This window comes from Oxobacter pfennigii, from assembly GCF_001317355.1.
Classification (GTDB): domain Bacteria; phylum Bacillota; class Clostridia; order Clostridiales; family Oxobacteraceae; genus Oxobacter; species Oxobacter pfennigii.
This window is the reverse complement of sequence record NZ_LKET01000067.1, coordinates 17622-36840: the sequence shown is the minus strand read 5'-3', so window position 1 is coordinate 36840 and position 19219 is coordinate 17622. Positions and strand designations below refer to the sequence as shown.

Annotated in this window: 19 protein-coding genes; 17 read left to right on the top strand and 2 right to left on the bottom strand. The window is 40.0% G+C overall.

All coding sequences use genetic code 11. The annotated features are described in order from the left end of the window. The first annotated feature begins 144 nt into the window (after positions 1-144). The 14 genes from OXPF_RS19335 to OXPF_RS19270 all read left to right on the top strand — a co-directional run bounded on the left by OXPF_RS19335 (position 145) and on the right by OXPF_RS19270 (position 13233). Positions 145-738 (top strand): lactate utilization protein, encoded by a 594-nt coding sequence (locus tag OXPF_RS19335; RefSeq protein ID WP_054876859.1) that lies wholly within the window; start codon positions 145-147, stop codon positions 736-738. Positions 739-1296: 558 nt separating this feature from the next. Then, positions 1297-1719, top strand: coding sequence for a phosphonate C-P lyase system protein PhnG (gene phnG, locus OXPF_RS19330; RefSeq protein WP_054876858.1), 423 nt, complete (start codon positions 1297-1299; stop codon positions 1717-1719). 29 nt (positions 1720-1748) lie between these two features. Then, entirely contained in the window at positions 1749-2345 is a 597-nt protein-coding gene (gene phnH, locus OXPF_RS19325; RefSeq protein WP_054876857.1) for a phosphonate C-P lyase system protein PhnH, read from the top strand. 1 nt (position 2346) lies between these two features. Continuing rightward, entirely contained in the window at positions 2347-3465 is a 1119-nt protein-coding gene (locus tag OXPF_RS19320; protein WP_054876856.1) for a carbon-phosphorus lyase complex subunit PhnI, read from the top strand. Then, positions 3449-4318, top strand: a complete 870-nt coding sequence (locus OXPF_RS19315; RefSeq protein WP_054876855.1) for an alpha-D-ribose 1-methylphosphonate 5-phosphate C-P-lyase PhnJ — start codon at positions 3449-3451, stop codon at positions 4316-4318. The genes OXPF_RS19320 and OXPF_RS19315 overlap by 17 nt, the downstream gene beginning before the upstream one ends. Continuing rightward, positions 4305-5150, top strand: coding sequence for an ATP-binding cassette domain-containing protein (locus tag OXPF_RS19310; RefSeq protein WP_054876854.1), 846 nt, complete (start codon positions 4305-4307; stop codon positions 5148-5150). Before OXPF_RS19315 ends, OXPF_RS19310 begins: the two co-directional genes overlap by 14 nt. Positions 5151-5389: 239 nt before the next feature. Next, the gene (gene phnM / locus OXPF_RS19305) at positions 5390-6574 is read left to right on the top strand and encodes a phosphonate metabolism protein PhnM (RefSeq protein ID WP_341442979.1); all 1185 of its coding nucleotides are present in this window, start codon (positions 5390-5392) and stop codon (positions 6572-6574) included. Continuing rightward, positions 6571-7197, top strand: a complete 627-nt coding sequence (locus OXPF_RS19300) for an LbetaH domain-containing protein (RefSeq protein WP_054876853.1) — start codon at positions 6571-6573, stop codon at positions 7195-7197. Before phnM ends, OXPF_RS19300 begins: the two co-directional genes overlap by 4 nt. A 13-nt stretch (positions 7198-7210) precedes the next feature. Next, positions 7211-7897, top strand: coding sequence for a phosphonate C-P lyase system protein PhnL (phnL, locus tag OXPF_RS19295; RefSeq protein ID WP_201779747.1), 687 nt, complete (start codon positions 7211-7213; stop codon positions 7895-7897). A gap of 13 nt (positions 7898-7910) precedes the next feature. Continuing rightward, the gene (locus OXPF_RS21970; protein ID WP_083480053.1) at positions 7911-9578 is read left to right on the top strand and encodes an inositol monophosphatase family protein; all 1668 of its coding nucleotides are present in this window, start codon (positions 7911-7913) and stop codon (positions 9576-9578) included. A gap of 119 nt (positions 9579-9697) precedes the next feature. After that, positions 9698-10735, top strand: a complete 1038-nt coding sequence (locus OXPF_RS19285) for a PhnD/SsuA/transferrin family substrate-binding protein (RefSeq protein WP_054876851.1) — start codon at positions 9698-9700, stop codon at positions 10733-10735. A gap of 50 nt (positions 10736-10785) precedes the next feature. After that, entirely contained in the window at positions 10786-11562 is a 777-nt protein-coding gene (phnC, locus tag OXPF_RS19280) for a phosphonate ABC transporter ATP-binding protein (RefSeq protein ID WP_054876850.1), read from the top strand. Between the two features lie 16 nt (positions 11563-11578). Further along, complete coding sequence (locus tag OXPF_RS19275) at positions 11579-12364, top strand: PhnE/PtxC family ABC transporter permease (RefSeq protein ID WP_054876849.1); 786 nt, start codon at positions 11579-11581, stop codon at positions 12362-12364. Next, entirely contained in the window at positions 12364-13233 is an 870-nt protein-coding gene (locus tag OXPF_RS19270) for a PhnE/PtxC family ABC transporter permease (protein WP_054876848.1), read from the top strand. Before OXPF_RS19275 ends, OXPF_RS19270 begins: the two co-directional genes overlap by 1 nt. Before the next feature lie 254 nt (positions 13234-13487). Here the strand turns inward: OXPF_RS19270 and OXPF_RS19265 are convergent, their stop codons facing one another. Continuing rightward, positions 13488-14207 (bottom strand): DUF169 domain-containing protein, encoded by a 720-nt coding sequence (locus tag OXPF_RS19265; RefSeq protein WP_054876847.1) that lies wholly within the window; start codon positions 14205-14207, stop codon positions 13488-13490. A gap of 161 nt (positions 14208-14368) precedes the next feature. On the opposite strand from OXPF_RS19265, the gene OXPF_RS19260 reads away from it, so the two are divergent. Next, positions 14369-15667, top strand: a complete 1299-nt coding sequence (locus tag OXPF_RS19260; protein WP_054876846.1) for a glutamate-5-semialdehyde dehydrogenase — start codon at positions 14369-14371, stop codon at positions 15665-15667. A gap of 93 nt (positions 15668-15760) precedes the next feature. Here the strand turns inward: OXPF_RS19260 and OXPF_RS19255 are convergent, their stop codons facing one another. Continuing rightward, on the bottom strand, positions 15761-16318 hold the full coding sequence (locus OXPF_RS19255) for a hypothetical protein (RefSeq protein ID WP_054876845.1): 558 nt from the start codon (positions 16316-16318) through the stop codon (positions 15761-15763). 226 nt (positions 16319-16544) lie between these two features. Between OXPF_RS19255 and OXPF_RS19250 the strand changes: the two genes are divergently transcribed. Both OXPF_RS19250 and OXPF_RS19245 read left to right on the top strand, forming a co-directional pair. Then, on the top strand, positions 16545-17054 hold the full coding sequence (locus tag OXPF_RS19250; RefSeq protein ID WP_054876844.1) for a hypothetical protein: 510 nt from the start codon (positions 16545-16547) through the stop codon (positions 17052-17054). Positions 17055-17629: 575 nt separating this feature from the next. After that, positions 17630-19021, top strand: coding sequence for an MFS transporter (locus OXPF_RS19245; protein ID WP_054876843.1), 1392 nt, complete (start codon positions 17630-17632; stop codon positions 19019-19021). Positions 19022-19219: the final 198 nt, after the last annotated feature.

Below are 19219 nucleotides of genomic sequence, written 5' to 3'. Positions count from 1 at the left end.
ACCAGTTTATCTTCGGGCGTGTTGTCCCAATAGGAAATTACGTCAGCCAATCAAACTCATCATAACAAAAAATAGAGAGTAAAGATTATTGAAAATCTCTACTCTTATATAGTACGAATTGGAATTTACATTGGAGATGAATTTATGGAATATTCACAGATAAGACAGAACTTTGAGAGGCATGGATTTACAACACAGTTTTTTTCCACAAAGGAAGAGGCCTGCTGTTATCTTTCCGATATTTTACAAAATCAAACCATTGGATTTGGCGGAAGTGAAACCTTGATGGAAATGGGATTGTTTGAGGTTCTGCAACAAAAAAATGTTGTTATATGGCATAATAAGATTCCAGGCTTGCGCGTGCGAAAGCTCGCAAATTGTGCTGATATCTATATAACCAGTGCAAACGCAATAACGGAGACCGGAGAGATTGTTAATATAGACGGAACGGGAAATCGTGTTGCTATGACTGCCTTTGGTCCTCAGTCATGTTATTACGTTATAGGGAAAAATAAAATCACAGCCAATATTAGTGAAGCTTATTATAGGTGTAAGAATATAGCTGCACCTTTGAATTCCAGACGAGTGGGTGCCAAAACTCCATGTGCAGTCAAGGGAGATAAATGCTATGATTGCAATAGTCCTGACCGAATTTGCCGTATTGTCTCAGTAATAGAACGAGTACCACTGGGTATGAAGTGTGAAATTATCTTTGTGAATGAGGAATTGGGATTTTAATCTGAAGCATTTTGAATAGACAAATTCCAATTTATCAGAGGTGGAGATGGATTAGGCTTCGTGAATTATTCTGGTAACCTTATTCGGGGTGGCCGGGAGGGATTTATATAAGAATCGGTTATGCAAGAGGGGTGGAAAACACTCGGGCGTATAAAGCACAGATGGACTTTTTGAAGAGTTCCAATGTGGACAAGGTATTTCATGAGAAAAGTGCTGGGAACGTAGCCCTAAACGAGATGGCGAACTATGCGAGAAGTGGCGATATAATATTTGTTTACAGCACAACTGACAGATGAATTAGCAAGTTATATATTAATAGGGTATTGCACTAGATATAGTGTAATACCCTGTTTTTATTTCATAAGCTGTAGTATTTTTGTATACAAAACGTAATACTATGCATCTAATTATCTTCTGTTCACCATTTCAAATCTTATATATATCAAATCAATAAAGCAGTTAAACCAAACCTTAACCATTTCTTAACCTCATTAACAAAAGCTTTACGGGTGCCAACTTGGCAACAAGATATAATTAATTTCGTAAGGAGGGGTTAATATGAACAGGAGAATGAGGACGGAAATTCTCATTAGAGGTAGCAGAAGTCTGGCAAGAGATATGGCAAAGCAAATATTCGATAAATACCAAGTAAAGACAATCGAAGAGCCCAACTACGGACTTGCAATGATAAAAATGCGGGAGGCAGCCCAAAATACCCTCTTTTATTTGGGAGAGGTTCTGGTTACCGAAGCAAAGGTACATATTGAAAATCAATTAGGCATAGGTATTGTGAGCGGAAATGACACTGAGCTATCACACTGGCTGGCGATAGTGGATGCGGCATACAATGCCTCCCTGAAAGAAACCCTTGAATGGGAAGAAAAGCTCAATGAAGAGCACAAAAATATCCTGGAAGAAGAGAAGAGATACAAGTCAAAGATTTTGATGACCAAGGTTAATTTCGATACTATGGATGTTTAAATTTAAAAAAATAATCGGGAGAGAATTTTATGAAACTTGATTTAGTGTATGACATACAGCAATCTTACAGGAAAGTTCTAAACTGTATGTCCAGGCCGGGACTTATTGAAAACATAAACGAACAAAGTGAGAAAATCGATATTTATACAAATTTTTATAGTTCTACACTGTTGTTGATGTTCATGCTTTTAGATGCAGAAGTGAACTTTTATATAGTTACGGAAGATGAAAGTGAGATAAAGAAAATAGTAAACCAATTATCCTATGCAAAATCGACAGATATCAAAGATGCGGATTTTATATTTATTTTAAACGATGCAAGGGCTGAACAGATAGAGGAGGCTTTCTTAAATGCAAAAACAGGAACTTTGATGGATCCTCAGAAATCCGCAACCATAATCTTTGAGACAAAGGGGCTTAAAAATGAGGAAGGTTTGATACTTAAAGGACCGGGAATCAAAGATGAAGCTTATGCAAAAATTGATGCTAAAAGCAACTGGATAAATTACAGGGATAAAAAGAATATAGAGTATCCCTTGGGAATAGATATCATTTTTGTTGACGTGGATTCAAACATCATGTGCCTTCCCAGGACTACCAAAGTGGAAAAACAGGTGGTGAAATAAAATGGGTTATGTTGCCGTAAAAGGCGGAACAGCGGCAATTAATGAATCAATCAAAAGGCTTAAATATGAAAGGCTCAAGAAAAAAGAAATATTGGATGTAAAAGATATAGACGGCGGCATGAGGGGGCTCATAGATCAGGTTATGTCAGAAAGCAGCCTTTATTCCGAGGAATTGGCCTCAACTGCTATAAAGCAGTCCGAAGGCAATCCCGAAGAAGCGGTATTTTTGCTTCGCGCTTACAGATCCACTTTACCCAGAAAGCATTATACAAGAATAACAAGCTCTGGTGAAATGTTTGTTGAAAGAAGGATTTCAGCCAGCTTTAAGGATATACCCGGAGGACAGATACTGGGCGCTTCCTATGATTACACCCACAGGCTCATGGATTTTGATTTGATTGATGAAAAAAGATCGGATGCTGTTACCTGGGTTGAAGAATTTGAAAATGAAATTATAAAGACTAATGATGATACAGACTTAAAGAACCTTCCTAAGGTAGTTGATTATCTGAGAAAAGAAGGGCTTATAAAAAACCATCCTTTAAATGATGAAGAGCCCAAGGATATAACAAAAGAAAATCTGGAGTTCCCCACCAAAAGGAGTGAAAGGCTTCAGATACTGACCAGGGGCCAGACAGGAGCCGTAACCTCCTTAGGCTATGCCGCACTTCGTGCATACGGTGCCCTTCATCCGACAGTAGGAGAGCTTCGCATAGGGAACCTTCCCCTTTGCATTGAAAATCCCTTTGATTCAGAGGGCAGTGAGGATGAGTATTATATAGGCGATATAAAGATAACTGAGGTTGAGTGCTTTATGCCAACTACCGTTGAGAAAAAGAGAGGGCAAAAAGAGATTGAATTCGAGGTGGGTTACGGCATTTGCTACGGGCAGAACGAGACAAAGGCAATAGCCATGAGCATACTTGATCAATGCTTGGAAGACAAGGACAAAAGGTATCCCACCCAGGATGAGGAATTCGTACTTTTACACATAGATTGCGTGGAATCCACCGGCTTTATATCCCACCTGAAGCTGCCCCATTATGTAACCTTCCAGTCTAAGCTGGACAGCGTCAGGAAAACCCGAAAAGGAGGCAAGGAAGATGAAGATAAATTATAATTTTGCCTTCTTTGATGAAGGCTCCAAAAGGGAAATAAGAAGGGCTTCTCTAAAAGCAGTGGCCATACCCGGATACCAGGTGCCCTTTGCATCAAGGGAGATGCCCATTGCCAGGGGGTGGGGCACAGGAGGACTGCAGCTTACACTGTCTTTAATCGGTAAGAATGATACCTTAAAGGTCATAGATCAGGGCTCCGATGAATCAGTAAATGCGGTAAACATAAAAAAACTCATAGAAAAAACTACGGGAGTTTCGGTCACCGATGAAACTGATAATGCCTCAATAATTCAGTCCAGACACAGAATACCCGAGGTACCCCTAAGGGATAATCAGATACTGGTTTTGCAGGTGCCCATTCCCGAACCCTTAAGGGCAGTGGAACCCAGTGAATATGAGACAAAAAAACTCCATGCTGAAAATGAATACAGCGGAGCTTATCTGATGCTTTTCGAGCAGATAATCAAATACGGAAACATGTCCACAGGAGCGGACCATCCCGTTTCAGTCCATGACAGATATGTCATGGCACCCAGTCCAATACCTCGTTTTGACAATCCGAAAATGAATTACTCCAAAGCTCTCATACTTTTAGGTGCGGGCAGGGAGAAAAAAATATATGCCGTTCCTCCTTATACAAAGGTACAATCTCTGGATTTTGACGATTTTCCCTTTGAAGCCGAGAGCTTTGAGGATAAGAAGTGCAGACTCTGCGGCGCCACAGGAGTATTCATGGATGAACTGGCTGATGGCAAAACCGGGGAAGTATATTATCAGTGCAACGATTCAAGCTATTGCTTATCAAGGCTTAACAATATTGCCGGACATGAGGCGGTGAAAAATGGTGGAATTTGAAAATCCGGTATTAAGGGTCAGAAGTTTAAAAAAGCAGTACGGAGAAGGCTGTGATTACTGCCGGGATTTTAAAGAAGGGCATCTTAAAAAAAATTACTGCCCCGAATGCGGAACCATATATGCCTGCCGGGATATTTCCTTTGATGTTTACGAGGGAGAAATATTAGGCGTAGTGGGTGAAAGCGGCAGCGGAAAGTCCACGGTAATGAACTGCCTTTACTTTGACATGGAAGTAACGGAGGGAGAAGCCTATATAAGTACCTATAAGGAGGGTAATTCAAACATATTCAAGGAATCCTCCCAGAATCAGAGATTCATAAGAAACAGGGTGTTAGGAAAGGTTTATCAAAATCCCATATACGGCCTTAAAATGGATTTCTCCTCCATAGGAAACATAGCTGAAAAGCTGATAGCGGCAGGTCAGAGAAATGTAAAAATCATGGAAAACAGGGCAAAGGAGCTTTTAAACCATGTTAATATCCCCCTTTTCAGAATAAAGGAGGAGCCGAGAAATTTTTCCGGAGGCATGCAGCAGAGGGTCCAGATTGCAAAAGCTCTTTCCAACAACCCGCCGATACTTTTATTGGACGAAGTTACTACCGGCCTTGATTTATCCGTCCAGGCCAACGTTCTGGATTTGATTAAAAAGATTCAAAGGGAACTTAATATAAGCATGATCGTAGTGTCCCACGACCTGGCGGTAATAAGGATGCTGTCCGACAGAACCATAGTGATGCTGGACGGCAGGGTAGTGGAACAAGGCTTAACGGATCAGATTTTAGAAGATCCCCAGAATCCATACACTCAGCAATTAGTACAGTCGCTTATTTAATTGCCCATAAGCTGGGGATATATTCTCCGGCTCTCCGGAGACGTATAGGCTGGGAACATACTTTAAAATGCCCCGGGTTCATAAGTTGGGGGACACACCTTCGAATGCCCCGGATTCAATTCATAAAAAGAGAAGGTGTGTCCCCTAACAATAACCAGAAAAGGTGTGCTCCCTCACATTAAAGGCGATGTGTCCCCTCACATTATTCGATACCCATAGGAAGCTTTTATTTTCAGGAGGTGATTATCATATATCTTATAACCAACGGACTAATTATAACGGAAAATGAAATTTTAAAGGATCATGAAGTTTTAGTTAACGGTGACAGAATTGAAAGAATCGCAAAAAAAGGGGAGATATATACCTTCGGCATTGAAGTTATCGATGCCAACGGAGGATATGTTTCACCGGGATTTATAGATATTCATTCGGATTATATTGAAACAATGGCGGCGCCCCGGCCCACTTCCCTGATGGATTTTACCTTAAGCATCAGAGAGGCGGAAAAAATACTCATAAACCAGGGCATAACCACCATGTTTCACTCACTGTCCCTATATAAAAAGGACGATTTTACCTTCAAACCCATAAGGTTTACGGAAAACGTGAGAAAGCTCATCGACGTCATTGAAAGCACTCACACCAACAAGCACTTAATAAGGCACCGCTTTCATGCACGCTTTGAAATAGATAATTTATCCGAGGTGGAAAATTTAAAGACATATATTAAAGAAGGAAAAGTCCATCTTGTATCCTTCATGGACCACAGCCCGGGCCAGGGACAGTACAGAAACCTTGAAGTTTACAGGAATACATTAAGAGGTTACCAGGACATGACCGATGAAGAAATATCCTCATTGATTGAAAACCATAACACAAAAAATAAATGCACTATAGATACAATAAAGGAAATAGCACGCTTAGCTATTGAAAAAGACATAGCCGTTGCATCCCATGATGATGACAGCGTTGAAAAATTAGACTTGGTTAAAACCTGCGGCGCAGGCATAAGCGAATTCCCTATAACATTAGAGGTTGCACAGCATGCAAGAGAAATGGGCATGCATACCCTGGCCGGTGCGCCAAATGTACTTTTGGGAGGCTCTCATTCGGGAAATTTATCGGCAGCGGAAGCAGTGCTAAATAACACAATAGATATGCTTTGCAGCGATTATTATCCCCCGGCAATGCTTCATGCGGTGTTTGCATTACATGAAAAATACGGCCGGGACCTTTGCGAAATGTTCAAGCTGGTGACCATAAATCCTGCAAAGGCTGTTAATATGGATAATTTAATCGGTTCCATAAAAGAAGACAAAAAGGCAGATATCCTCATAATAGAAAAAATTGACGGTGATTTCCCCGTTATCACCACGGTTTTGGTAGACGGAAAGCTTATTTCAAGTACCAACTACCGCATATGAGTGAATTTAATAGGTTAACAACTGAGCCTGCAATCGGGGATAACTGCAGGATAGAAAATTCAAAGCTGGGACAGTACACAAGGGTGGGAATTTTCAACCACTACGAAAATGTAATTTTAGGAGATTACTCTTACACCAGCGAGTTTTGTATACTTCAAAACGTTGAAATAGGCAAGTTTTCAAATATCGCCGCCATGGTGAGGATAGGGCCCACAAACCACCCAATGGAGCGGCCGACTCTTCACCATTTCACATACAGAAGGATGCTCTACGGCTTTGACGACAAGGATGATGCGGAATTCTTTGAACACAGGAAAAGCAGAAAAACTTATATAGGACATGATACCTGGATAGGCCATGGAGCCATAATAATGCCGGAGGTTACCATAGGAAACGGTGCCGTTGTGGGGAGCGGCGCTATTGTTACAAAGGATGTTGAAGCATATTCAGTTGTGGTAGGCTCTCCTGCCAAGCCAATCAGAAAAAGGTTTGATGATATAACCATAAAGAAGCTGGAGGCAATTGAGTGGTGGAACTGGTCCTATGAAAAGGTAAAGGAAAATTTCAATGACTTTCTTCTTGATATACATGAATTTATAAACAAACATTACGAAGGCAGGTGATACTTTGGAATACATGCTGAAGGTTGAAAATTTGAGCAAGTCCTTTACAATACACAATTTAGGAAAGCATATAAAGGCATCCCAGGATATAAACATCAACTTAAAGGAAGGGGAGTTTATAGGAATCACGGGAAGAAGCGGCAGCGGCAAATCCACCATATTAAAATGCATATACCGGACTTACCTGCCTGAAAAGGGTAATATATGGTACAACTCTAAAAAATTCGGAAATGTAAACATTTCAGCCATCGATGAAAGAAGGATGGTTTACTTAAGAAAGCATGAGATAGGCTATGTTTCCCAGTTTTTAAACGTGATGCCAAGAACGACGGCAAAGGAAATAGTGGAGCAGGCGGTGCTGGAAATGGGGCATACAAAGGAATATGCAGCAGAGGAAGCGGTAAAGATGCTTTCACATTTTGAGCTGGATTATGAGCTGTGGGACAGTTATCCAAACACATTTTCAGGAGGAGAAAAGCTTCGCTTAAACATCGCCCGCGCCATGGTAAAGCACCCCAGGCTCCTTTTATTGGATGAGCCCACGGCAAGCCTGGATGATGCTTCAAAGGAAAAGGTAAGAGTACTTATTGAGCAGTTAAAAAGAGAAGGCACCACCATGATAGGCATATTTCACGATATAGATTTCATGACAGGGCTTTGCGACAGGAAATATAACATGCAGGCTGGGAAATTTGTATAAAGAGGTGAAAAAAATGAAAGCTGACCTCCATGTCCATACAGATATTTCTGATGGTTCAGAAAGTTTTAAAGAAATTATAATTAAGGCGAAGGATAACGGAATTACCCATGTAGGAATAACAAATCACGACACCGTAAGATGCCTTAAGGAGGCAATTGAATACGGTAAAATGACGGGCGTAAAGGTTATTCCGGGAATTGAAATTTCCGCCTGTGACTCCGTGAAAAACAAAAAGGTCCATATATTGGGATATAACTTCAATCTTGAAGGTGAAAACATCAAAAAGCTGTGCGACGCCGTTTTAATAAGAAGGCAGGCAAATTCCATACGCCAGATAAACAACCTCATAAGATACGGCTACGATATAGACCTGGAGAGGATATTCAAAAATGCCAAAGTCAGCGGCATAGTATACAAGCAGCACATAATGACAGGACTTACCGACCGAAACTACAGCCACCCTTCATTTCGGGAGCTTTATGAAAAGCTTTTTAAAAACCGGGGCATATGCGACATGGATATAGAATATGCGGATGTCTATGAGGCAGTAAGAGCAGTTAAAAGCGATGGGGGAATAGCAGTACTGGCCCATCCGGGGCAGCTGGATTCCTATTACCTTATCGAATCCCTGGTTGATGCAGGCTTGGACGGTATTGAGCTTTATCACGAAGACCATGATGAAGAGGATGTTGAAAGAGTTCTATATTATGGAAGAAAACACGGCCTTATTCTGACAGGAGGCTCTGACTATCACGGGTGCTACGGAACGGAAATAAAGGTCGGAGACATCAATTCACCGGAAAATTACCTCCATCATTTTGATAAAAATATAAAACCTCAATCCGGAACTCTTAAAACAACAGCTGAAAGCTGTGATTATGAAGACATTCTTGAGTTTGCTGAAGACATCATAAGAGCAGCCGGTAAAAGCTTAAGGGAATGCGTGGACAAGGAATGTGCACTGGAGTTTAAAAATGGAGATTTCAGGGATATAGTTACAAAGTACGATGTTGAAACAGAAGAATTTTTAAAGGCAAAGCTCTCGGAAAAATTCCCTGCCCACAATTTCATAACGGAAGAGAGCAGCTGTAATGCCGGTTGTCTTGAAGGCTTCACCTGGATAATCGACCCCATTGACGGAACCGTTAATTTTGTGAGCATAGGTAAGGAATTTGCAATATCAGCCGCCCTTTATAAGGACAATAAACCGGTTTTAGGAATTGTATATGATGTAATGAAAGACGAAATGTACACTGCAGTTTGCGGCTGCGGCGCCTTCTTGAACAAAAAGGCCTTAGGGAAAGTCAATGCAAATTGCACTCTTAAGGATTCACTCATTGACACCAGCTTGAATTCCATAAATATATTCAGTGAGAAATACGGTATTAATGCCTATAAATTAATTAAGGATATAAGAGGCCACCGCTCCTATGGCTGTGCTTCTTTAGCCATTGTTAAAATCGCATTGGGAGAGCTGCAGGGCATTGTTTCCGCAAAGCTTAGCCTTTGGGATTATGCCGCAGCAATTATAATACTGAATGAAGTTGGGGGGTGTTACAGCTACTTCAACTATGAAGGAGAGGATGATTATCCCTTAAGTCCGGTTACATTTATAGCAGCTGCCAGTCAATGTGTGCTGGATGGTCTGAACAGCAAATTAATGTTCTACAGGAATAATTAGCAATAACTTAATGTTCATTTACCCATGCTAAACATGGGCTTAACAAAAAAATATTATTATTTTTAAGTAAGTATGTTTTAGATTGAAAATTTTAAATTGATTTTGAGAGGAGAAATAATATGAAGAGAATAGCTTTAATTTTAATGAGCTTAGTGCTCACAGCATCGATTGCAACTGCCTGCGGACAAGGCGGTACTGCTAAAAAAGATTATGACACAATAACCATGGTGTGGTATCCAAATGAATCAGGTGAAGATTTAAAAGCAGCACGTGAAGAAATAGGAAATCTCATAAAAGAGGCTACAGGCAAAGAAGTTGAACATAAGCTTACAACCGACTATGCAATAGCAATTGAAACCATAGCCAACGGAAACGCTCACTTATCCTTCTTGGGAGCTCAAGGGTATATAGAAGCTCATAACAAAAATGCCAATGTACTTCCCCTCTTTGTTAACTCAGGAGCTTCAGGCACATTGGATGACGCATTGTATTACAGCTGGCTTAATGTTAAAAAGGGAAATGAAGCACCCTACATGAAAGACGGAAAATATACAATTGACAACATACAGGGAAAGAGGTTTTCCTTCGTATCAAACAGCTCAACCTCAGGCTTTAAAGTTCCTTCATCAGGTATAGTTTCCTACTTTTCAGCAATGGATAATTGGAAGAGCCTGACACAGGAGGATTTGGTTGAAGGCGGAAGCGGCAAGTTCTTTAAAGAAGTATTGTTCGGAGGTTCACACCAGGGTTCGGCAGTAAACCTTTTAACCGGCAGGGCAGACGTGGCAGCTTTCTGCGATACATGTGTTGCCAACTATGTTGAACTTGCAAGCGGTACGGAAAACCGTCCCGGAGCGGTATACAGGGTAAGAAAAGATGCGGCAGACCCATTCACAAGCCTTGTAGGAAGCGAATTCACAGTAATTTCAGTTACTCCCGTACTTAACGCACCTTTCGTATACAACAAAGATGTACTGACTGAAGAAGATGCAAAAGCATTGACTGATTTATTCACATCAGACGCAGTAGCTAAAAACGAAAAGGTATTCATCCCCAAAGGTTCAGAATTCAAGGGATTGTTTGCGTCAACCGGAACAGAACGTTTTGTAAAGGTAGAAGATGCATGGTTTAATCCAATCAGAGAATTATCCAACTAAGGTTTAAATTTCTTAGGATTTATAAATGAATAAATAAAGGGGAGTTGACAATGTCCTTACTTAAAGTTACCAATCTTTCAAAGGAATATAAAGGCGGTACAAAGGCATTATCAAATGTTAACTTCTCTGTTGACGAAGGAGAGTTTATTTCCATAATCGGCCCGTCGGGAGCAGGTAAATCAACTCTCCTTCGGTGCATCAACAGAATGATCGATGCGACGAGCGGAGAAATAATATTTGATGGCGTTAATGTGATGAGCCTTGGCAAAAATGAATTAAGAAAATTAAGAACAAAGATAGGCATGATATTCCAGCACTACAATCTCGTATTCCGTTTAAGCGTCATAGAAAATGTGCTTCACGGAAGGCTGGGATATAAAAACACCTTGGACGGAATATTGGGCAAGCATAAGGAAGAAGAAAAAATACAGGCCTTTAAAATAATAGACAAATTGGGGCTTAATGAACAGGCATACAAAAGATGCGACGAATTAAGCGGCGGCCAAAAGCAGAGAGTGGGAATAGCAAGAGCCCTTATTCAAAATCCAAGGCTGGTTTTATGTGATGAGCCCATTGCATCTTTAGACCCTAATGCCTCAAAAATCATAATGGACCATTTAAAGTCCATAAACAAGGAAATGGGTATAACCTGCCTTTTAAACCTTCACCAGGTGGATGTTGCCATGAAATATTCAGACAGGATTATCGGAATAAACAGCGGAAAAATCGTGTACGACGGCTCAGCCAAAAGCCTTACCAGGGAAAAAATACACGAAATATACGGTTCTGAGAGCGGCGAGCTTATTACCGATTATGAGGCATCTTAATGGAAGGGGATATAATATGAACATCGATATTTTCAAAAAAAGAAGAAGGCAGGCAACCATTGTGGCAGCAATACTGATTGCTCTTACTCTTTTTTCAATGTTTATAACCGAATATGATTTTGCAAAAAGCTTTACATCCATTCCAAAGGCAATAATATGGATGTTCAGAAATTTTTATCCCGATGCCAAATCCATGACAAGATTGCCGTCAATCCTTTTAAAGCTTAATGAGACAGTTTTCTTATCCATTGCCTCAACCACAACAGCTGGTATTTTAGCATTATTTTTCAGCCTATTTGGCTCAAAAACAACTAAAGTCAACAATATACTGAGCACCTTAAGCCGTTTAACAGCTTCCGCTTTCAGAAATATTCCCGATGCGGTATGGGCAATGATAATGCTGTTTTCCTTTGGTCAAAATGCCCTTACCGGCTATTTCGCCCTCTTTTTTGTAACTTTCGGCGTTTTAACCCGTGCCTTTATAGAGACAATAGATGAAGTAAGCTATGAAGCGGTAGAAGCGCTGCAGGCCACGGGAGCATCATATTTGGAGATAGTTTTTCAGGCGGTGATACCCTCGGGAATCCCTCAGATGATAAGCTGGATACTTTTTATGATAGAAACAAACATAAGGAGCTCTACATTGATTGGAATACTGACAGGAACGGGTATCGGATACACATTCAATATGTATTATAAAGGCCTTAATTACAATGCCGCAAGCCTGGTGGTCATAGCCATAGTATTGATGGTATTTTTAATAGAATTTGTTTCAAATTATGTAAGAAGGGTGGTTTTATAATGGACCTCTCTAAAACACAAAGCATAGATATTTTAAAATCCTGTGAATCCTTCATTAAAAGAACCAAATCAGGAAAGATAAAGGTTAAAGCCCAAAGCTCCAACGGAACTGTAGTCAATATAGTGCTATTGGTCCTGGCAGCCCTTACCGTATACGGATTTTTAACCTTTGACTATAAAGATATAAATATTTCCCATGCCATAAAAGAGACAATATATAATATAAAAACTATCTTTTTAGAGCCCAGGGCAAGCCACTTCCCCATAACTGAAGCTCTGTACCAGGTAGTTATAACAATGGCCCTTGCTTTTTTAACAACTATAATCGGCGCTATTATTGCCCTGGTATTGGGGCTGTTTGCAGCAAAAAACCTTTCAAATGAGAGGGTATCCAATGTAATTAAAGGTTTCGTAGCCTTTATACGCGCCGTGCCTACAGTGCTCTGGGTGCTGATTTTTGCCGTATCGGCAGGATTAGGCAGCGTGGCGGCAGTAATAGGCTTGACCTTTCACTCGGTAGGATATCTTATTAAAGCCTATTCCGAATCCTTTGAAGAGATAGATTACGGGGTAATTGAAGCCTTAAAGGCCAGCGGTGCCAACTGGTGGCAGATAGTATTCCAGGCAGTTTTGCCTTCATGTGCTACTTATCTTTTGGCCTGGACCTTCATGAGATTTGAAATCAATTTTACCAATGCCGTTGCCATGGGCGCCGCAGCCGGCGCAGGAGGCATAGGCTTTGAGCTTTTCATGGCAGGAAATTTTTATTTTGACCTTCGAGAAGTGGGAATGATAACATACCTTATTCTTGCTTTTGCATTGATTTTAGAAAATATATCCACGAGAATCAAGATTAAATACCTGCGTTGATAATAAATACTGGAAAACAAAAGATAAAATGTTAGAATGAAAAAAACGATTGAAGAGTCAATCGTTTTTTTCATATAATAGGAAAGTTTTCTTCCCTATTATATGAAAAACGGGAATTGCAAAGGGCGGGACGTCCTTGCCGTCAAGCGGGGGTGCCCGTTAAAATGCCTTGGCATTTTAACGCCGAAGAGGGATATAGGTTCCTTCGGTATGTTGCGCAGCAACTTTTTCATGCATAATTGGCATGGGCGCAACTATAGCCTGGTGCTTATTTTATTCCATGTATGAGTCTGCATAAAGCAATCTTTTGAATTTTCCTCCATTTTTAAATAAGCATCAAAGGGAACGGTAAAGGTTAGAATGTCCTTGTCAAGTACCGAGCGGACTGTCACATCCACAAGGCCCACAACTCCCCTTGGGTTGTCTTTATTTAATTCTGCAAAGGGTAATTTAAAAAGGGAGGCACAGCCTGAGGACATAGGAACAATACAATTGTCAGTTGCACCTGATTCGTAGCTGAATAATGTGACAAGGGCTGACAGCTGGTCGGGGTTGGCAAGGAAAATGACAAGTTTGGCATCATCATTAGCTTCTGCAGGTTTTAGTACTATGTATTCCGAAGAAACCTTGTCTTTTGGAAGGCCGTCGTGGAATTCCTTTGCAATTTCAGGGGTTTTTTTAAGCTTCTCACCCGGAGGATAACCCTGACCCCTGCCGCAGGAGAGGAAATATTCAAAGCCTCCGGGTATTCCAATTTCACTTGAAAAGCCCATGCCGCTCATTCGTCCAGGACATCCCTTAGCAGCCTCGTTAAAGCAAATGCTTTTGCCATCTGATACAAGCTTTAAGGCATTGATGACACAGGCACCTCCCATTTCCGCGGGATTGTAGTCATGGGCACCTTCAGGTTTATCATCAGCAAGTATTACCGATATGGGGTTATACCTAAGATTCAATTCCTTTGATAAAGACATGATTTATCCGCCTTTCTCTTCATATTCTTAGTTTAATTATAAGACACAAAATATGGAAATAGAATGGCTTATGAAAATTATATTAAGTCTGTACTATGAGCTTTTATATGGATATAATAGAAGAAAAGCGTTGAAATAAGTAATTAAGGAGCGGAGCATATATGAGCATGAAGGAAACTGCAGTTAGGGTCAAAGAAGCTGCTATAAGGCTCTCCGGTATGGATGGCGAAACAAAGAATAAGGCCCTTTTGAAAATATCAGAAGAGCTTAAAAATAGAAGCAGTGATATAATAAAAGCTAACGAGGAAGATATAAGAAGGTGTGAAGAAGAAAACATGGCGGCACCGCTTTTAAAGAGGCTTAAGTTTGACGAAGCCAAAATAGAAGATGTGTGCGACGGCATAAAAAGCCTTGTAAACCTTAATGATCCGGTGGGGAAAACCCTGCTGTCAACGGAATTGGATGATGGATTGGAATTGTATAAAGTTACCTGCCCCATAGGTGTTATAGGTGTTATTTTTGAATCCCGCCCCGATGCTCTGGTTCAGATATCAACCCTGTGCTTAAAGAGCGGAAACGGTGTCCTGTTAAAAGGCGGCTCTGAAGCAATGGAGACCAACCGCATATTGGCAGGAATTATAAATGAGGCGGCAGTTGCAGCCGGTATTCCTGCAAACTGGATAAAGCTTTTAGAGAGCAGGGATGATGTAAATGAGATGCTTAAAATGGATGAATATATAGACCTTGTTATCCCAAGAGGCTCCAATGAATTTGTAAAATATATAATGGACAATTCCAGAATTCCCGTAATGGGCCATGCCGACGGCATATGCCATTTATACATCGATGATAACTGCGATATTGACATGGCCGTTAAAATAACGGTGGATTCAAAAACCCAGTATGTTGCAGTGTGCAATGCACTGGAGACATTACTGGTCAATAAGGATATAGCAGCAGAATTTTTGCCCAAGCTGAAGACTGCCCTGGAAGCTAAAAATGTTATCATGTACGGCTGCTCCGATACATTAAAGATTATAGATATTGCCCCGGCAACGGAAGAGGATTGGAAGACGGAGTATCTTGATTACAAGCTTTCCGTAAAAATTACGGATAACATGGATACCGCCATTGACCATATCAATAAATACGGCTCGGGGCACACCGACGGCATTGTCACAAAGGATAAGGAAAAAGCTGTGTATTTTATGAATTATGTTGATTCCGGAAATGTATTTTTAAACTGCTCTACCCGGTTTTCCGACGGATTCAGGTACGGCTTCGGCGCCGAAGTGGGAATAAGCACGGGGAAAATCCATTCAAGGGGCCCTGTTGGCTTGGACGGACTCCTTATTTATAAATATAAGGTGATAGGTGACGGACACATAGTTGATGATTACTCCAACAGGAAAAAGACATTCAAGCACAGAAACTTAAACAGGGAATTCCCTCTGAAATAAGCCTATAAAGGGGCTGCTGCATTTTAAACAACGTAATGAACATACGAATACAGTGTTTAAAATGCAACAGCCCCTGTTTTATTACTTGGATGATTACTGAAAGCTTAACTGCTCTTCATAATCATCATATAAAAAGTCCATTAACATTCCCTTGAATATTTCCTCAACATACGGAGATTTTGCAAAATCCTCCGGCTCAACAAAGCAGCATGGTTTGTCTACTATTTTTATACTGCTTTGTTCAAATATATGGGCGACAAACTGGGAGCAAAAATAGGAGTACTTCCTGTTTATCTCCGTTTTGAGCAATACCGCCACCAATCCTAATAAATTGTAGGTGTAGCGGTCCTGTACCTTCATCATTTTATTTACGTAATGATACATGCGGTTGTAGTCCTTCTTACTTACCCTGCAGCGGTAGATGGCGCACTTTGCCATGCTGAAAAAAGGATGATATAAATTTTCCTTAACCAAACCTGCAAAAAACGGGTTGTGTACATTCTTTCTTCCAAAGCTGTACACTTCATTAAAATCTGAGTCAAATGCTATTGATGTATGATTAAAGGGTGCCCTTGTAAAAAGCTTTATGGTTCTCGTAAATAATGTACCGGTATCGGACAATATTATGAATACTTCCTTTTCTGCTGTCATTATATTAAACTCCTTTTCCTAACAGACTTAATTTAAAGGCCGGTTGCTTTAATATATAGAGTCGCACTTCTTAATTATACTACAGCTTTTATAATTTTACCTCATAAATTTATATTAAAATTTTTTTAAAGTATCTTCAGAAATAAGCTAAATTTTAAAGTATTGTAAGTAATTAACTGGCATATATCCATTGGTAATTGGGAAACTATTTAAGAGGTGATAATACATGAAAAAGTGCACAGCTTATTTAATTACGTTAACAGCCATGCTTTGTTTCTTTACAAGCTCTGCCTATGGAGCTCCCATATTGACTAATAATGCCAAAGGCACTCAATATAGAGAACAGATTAAATCCAAGATGCAGAAAATCAGTGAGCTCCAGAGGGCAAATAAAAAACTTGTAAGAGTTACCGAAAACAAGATCAAAAAGATTGATGAGCTTATGATGTATATGCCCGAAAACAGAGTGTTAAGCTTAGAGCATATACAGCAGGAGATGGACGCCATACAGAAGAATATACAAACCGATTTTGAAAAAATAATAGAGCTGGATTCGAGCATCTGGAAATTACTGAACACCGCCAATAAATCGATTGAAAAGAAGGACTATATAACAGGCATAAACCTGCTTGACAGAGCCATCGAAAAGCTGGAAATGAAGCACAGCCTGCTGATACAATACGATAAAAGCCTGGATCAATATATGAAATTTATACAATCTGTGGAACTTAAATAACATGATGTGTGTTAAAATACAAACGATACTTTAGCTATAAAGTATCGTTTTATGTATTCCTAATTTAAAAAATAAATAAAAATACATATTTATAAAAAATAATTACAAAAAACAGAGATAGAGTGAGATAAATGAATTTATCTGCCCATAACCTAGTCAGTTTATTCCAAACAAAATAATACATAATTTGTGGATATGCTACAAATACAGTTAAAATTATATTTAGATATAATCGCTGTTGTTCTATGCCTTTTAAATAAATTATGCATAAGATTTATTGGACAAACCATGTTTATCAGGCCTTCGGCGATTATAATGGCAAAAAAACATGGAAAGGAGAGTGCAGCCGGGCTGGTGCCGGGCAAATATTTAACAAAATTGCTATTATTATAATTTGTAAATGTATTCATATAATCATAGCTTATTATACGGTAAAGATTTTGTTTGAATAGTGTAAGATACATCTAAATGTCGGCAAAATATGAAATACATGATCCTGACAGGCAGTTATTGCATTAACGCAGCAACTGTTCAAGAAATTTAAGTACAAATAAATTTTAAGGAGAGTGTATTATATGAAAAAGCCATTAAGCAGTGCACTTAGAAATTTTTATGGTATAGGCGACTTTGGTTTCTCATTAATGACCAGCGTTGAGTTATACTTATTCGTATTCTTCCTTACAAACGTAGCTAAATTCTCACTTCCAATGGTTGCCTTAATAGGAGCCATCACAAGCACAGGTGACGCTATTTTATCACCTTTCTACGGAGCTATAATAAGCGGTTCCAAACCGATGAAATGGGGACGTAACCGTTCATGGATGCTTATCGGACCTCCCTTCGTTGTAGTATTATATATGTTCATGTATACAAAAATCGGACCTGAACCCGTTGCAGCAGCAATTGTCTGCGCAGGCTTCATACTAAGCCATATCGCATGGAACATCGGCTGGGTTGCCAACATGGCTCTTATTCCCGTTCTTGCAAATAACCCCGAAGAACGCGGATACCTGGCAGCAAGGCGTACTATGTACACAGCATTGGCAGGAGCCGTTTATTCATATATAGGTTCACCTTTAGCAAAAGCCATTGGCGCTGCTACAGGAAATGAAATATTCGGATATTCAGCATTAGCCGGAATAATGGCTTTAGTCATGATGATCGGCTACTGGACAGTATTTAAAATGACTGAAGGCTATGAAGAAACCGGAGCTGAAGCGGCTGCAGCGACAGGCGCAAATAAAGGCGGCGGTATATCCTTCGGAATGATGTTTAAAAACGCAGCACAGAATCCTCCTCTGTTGGTACTTCTTTTAGGAGACTTCTTCAGATACATGTCAAACTTCATTATGACAGCAGCAGCGGCATATTTCTTCACATATGTTTTAAACAATATGGCCCTTATGTCATTGTACCTTTTAATCGGCTCCTTAGCCGGAGTTGTATCTTCTTATATAGCAGGAAGGCTTTCTAAAGTTATACCCACAAGAACCGCTACGATCATGGGCTTGTTGGTAGCCGGATGCGTTCTCATCGTAATGAAGTTCCTTGGATCAAACGTGGTTACCTTCTTTGTACTGGTGGTAGTATACAGATTGGTAATCGGTATTGCCGGCGCATACGTTGTTGCAATGTACTCGGACGTTGCTGTATACGGCGAATGGAAAACAGGAAAGAATGCTAGTCCTTTCGTAATGGGATTAATGAATTTATCACTTAAAGCAGCCGTTATATCAAGAGGTACGGTAATTCCTTTCGTTTTAGCATCGGCAGGCTTCGTTGCAGGCGTTGACCCGTCCCAGGCTACGGATGCATTAAAAGGCGCCGTAACAACAGTATTCTTCTTAATCCCCGGGTGCCTCGTCATAGTTTGCGGATTGATCTGGCTCTTCGGTTACAAGCTCACTAAAGAAAAACTTGCTGAATACCAGGCTGAAATCGATAAGAGAAAAGCTCAGACAGCATAATAACAAAAAACAGCAAAAAAGAAATAAATCATATATTATAGAGGAGCTGCAGTTTAACCGCAGCTCCTTTAATGTGTCCATATTAGCGGCTTTATATCATTTTAAAAATTATTTTGCAGGAAAATTTTAAAATTATGTATTAATATAAAACACTATATTTGTAATATTATTACTTGGATGGTATAATTAAGTTATGCT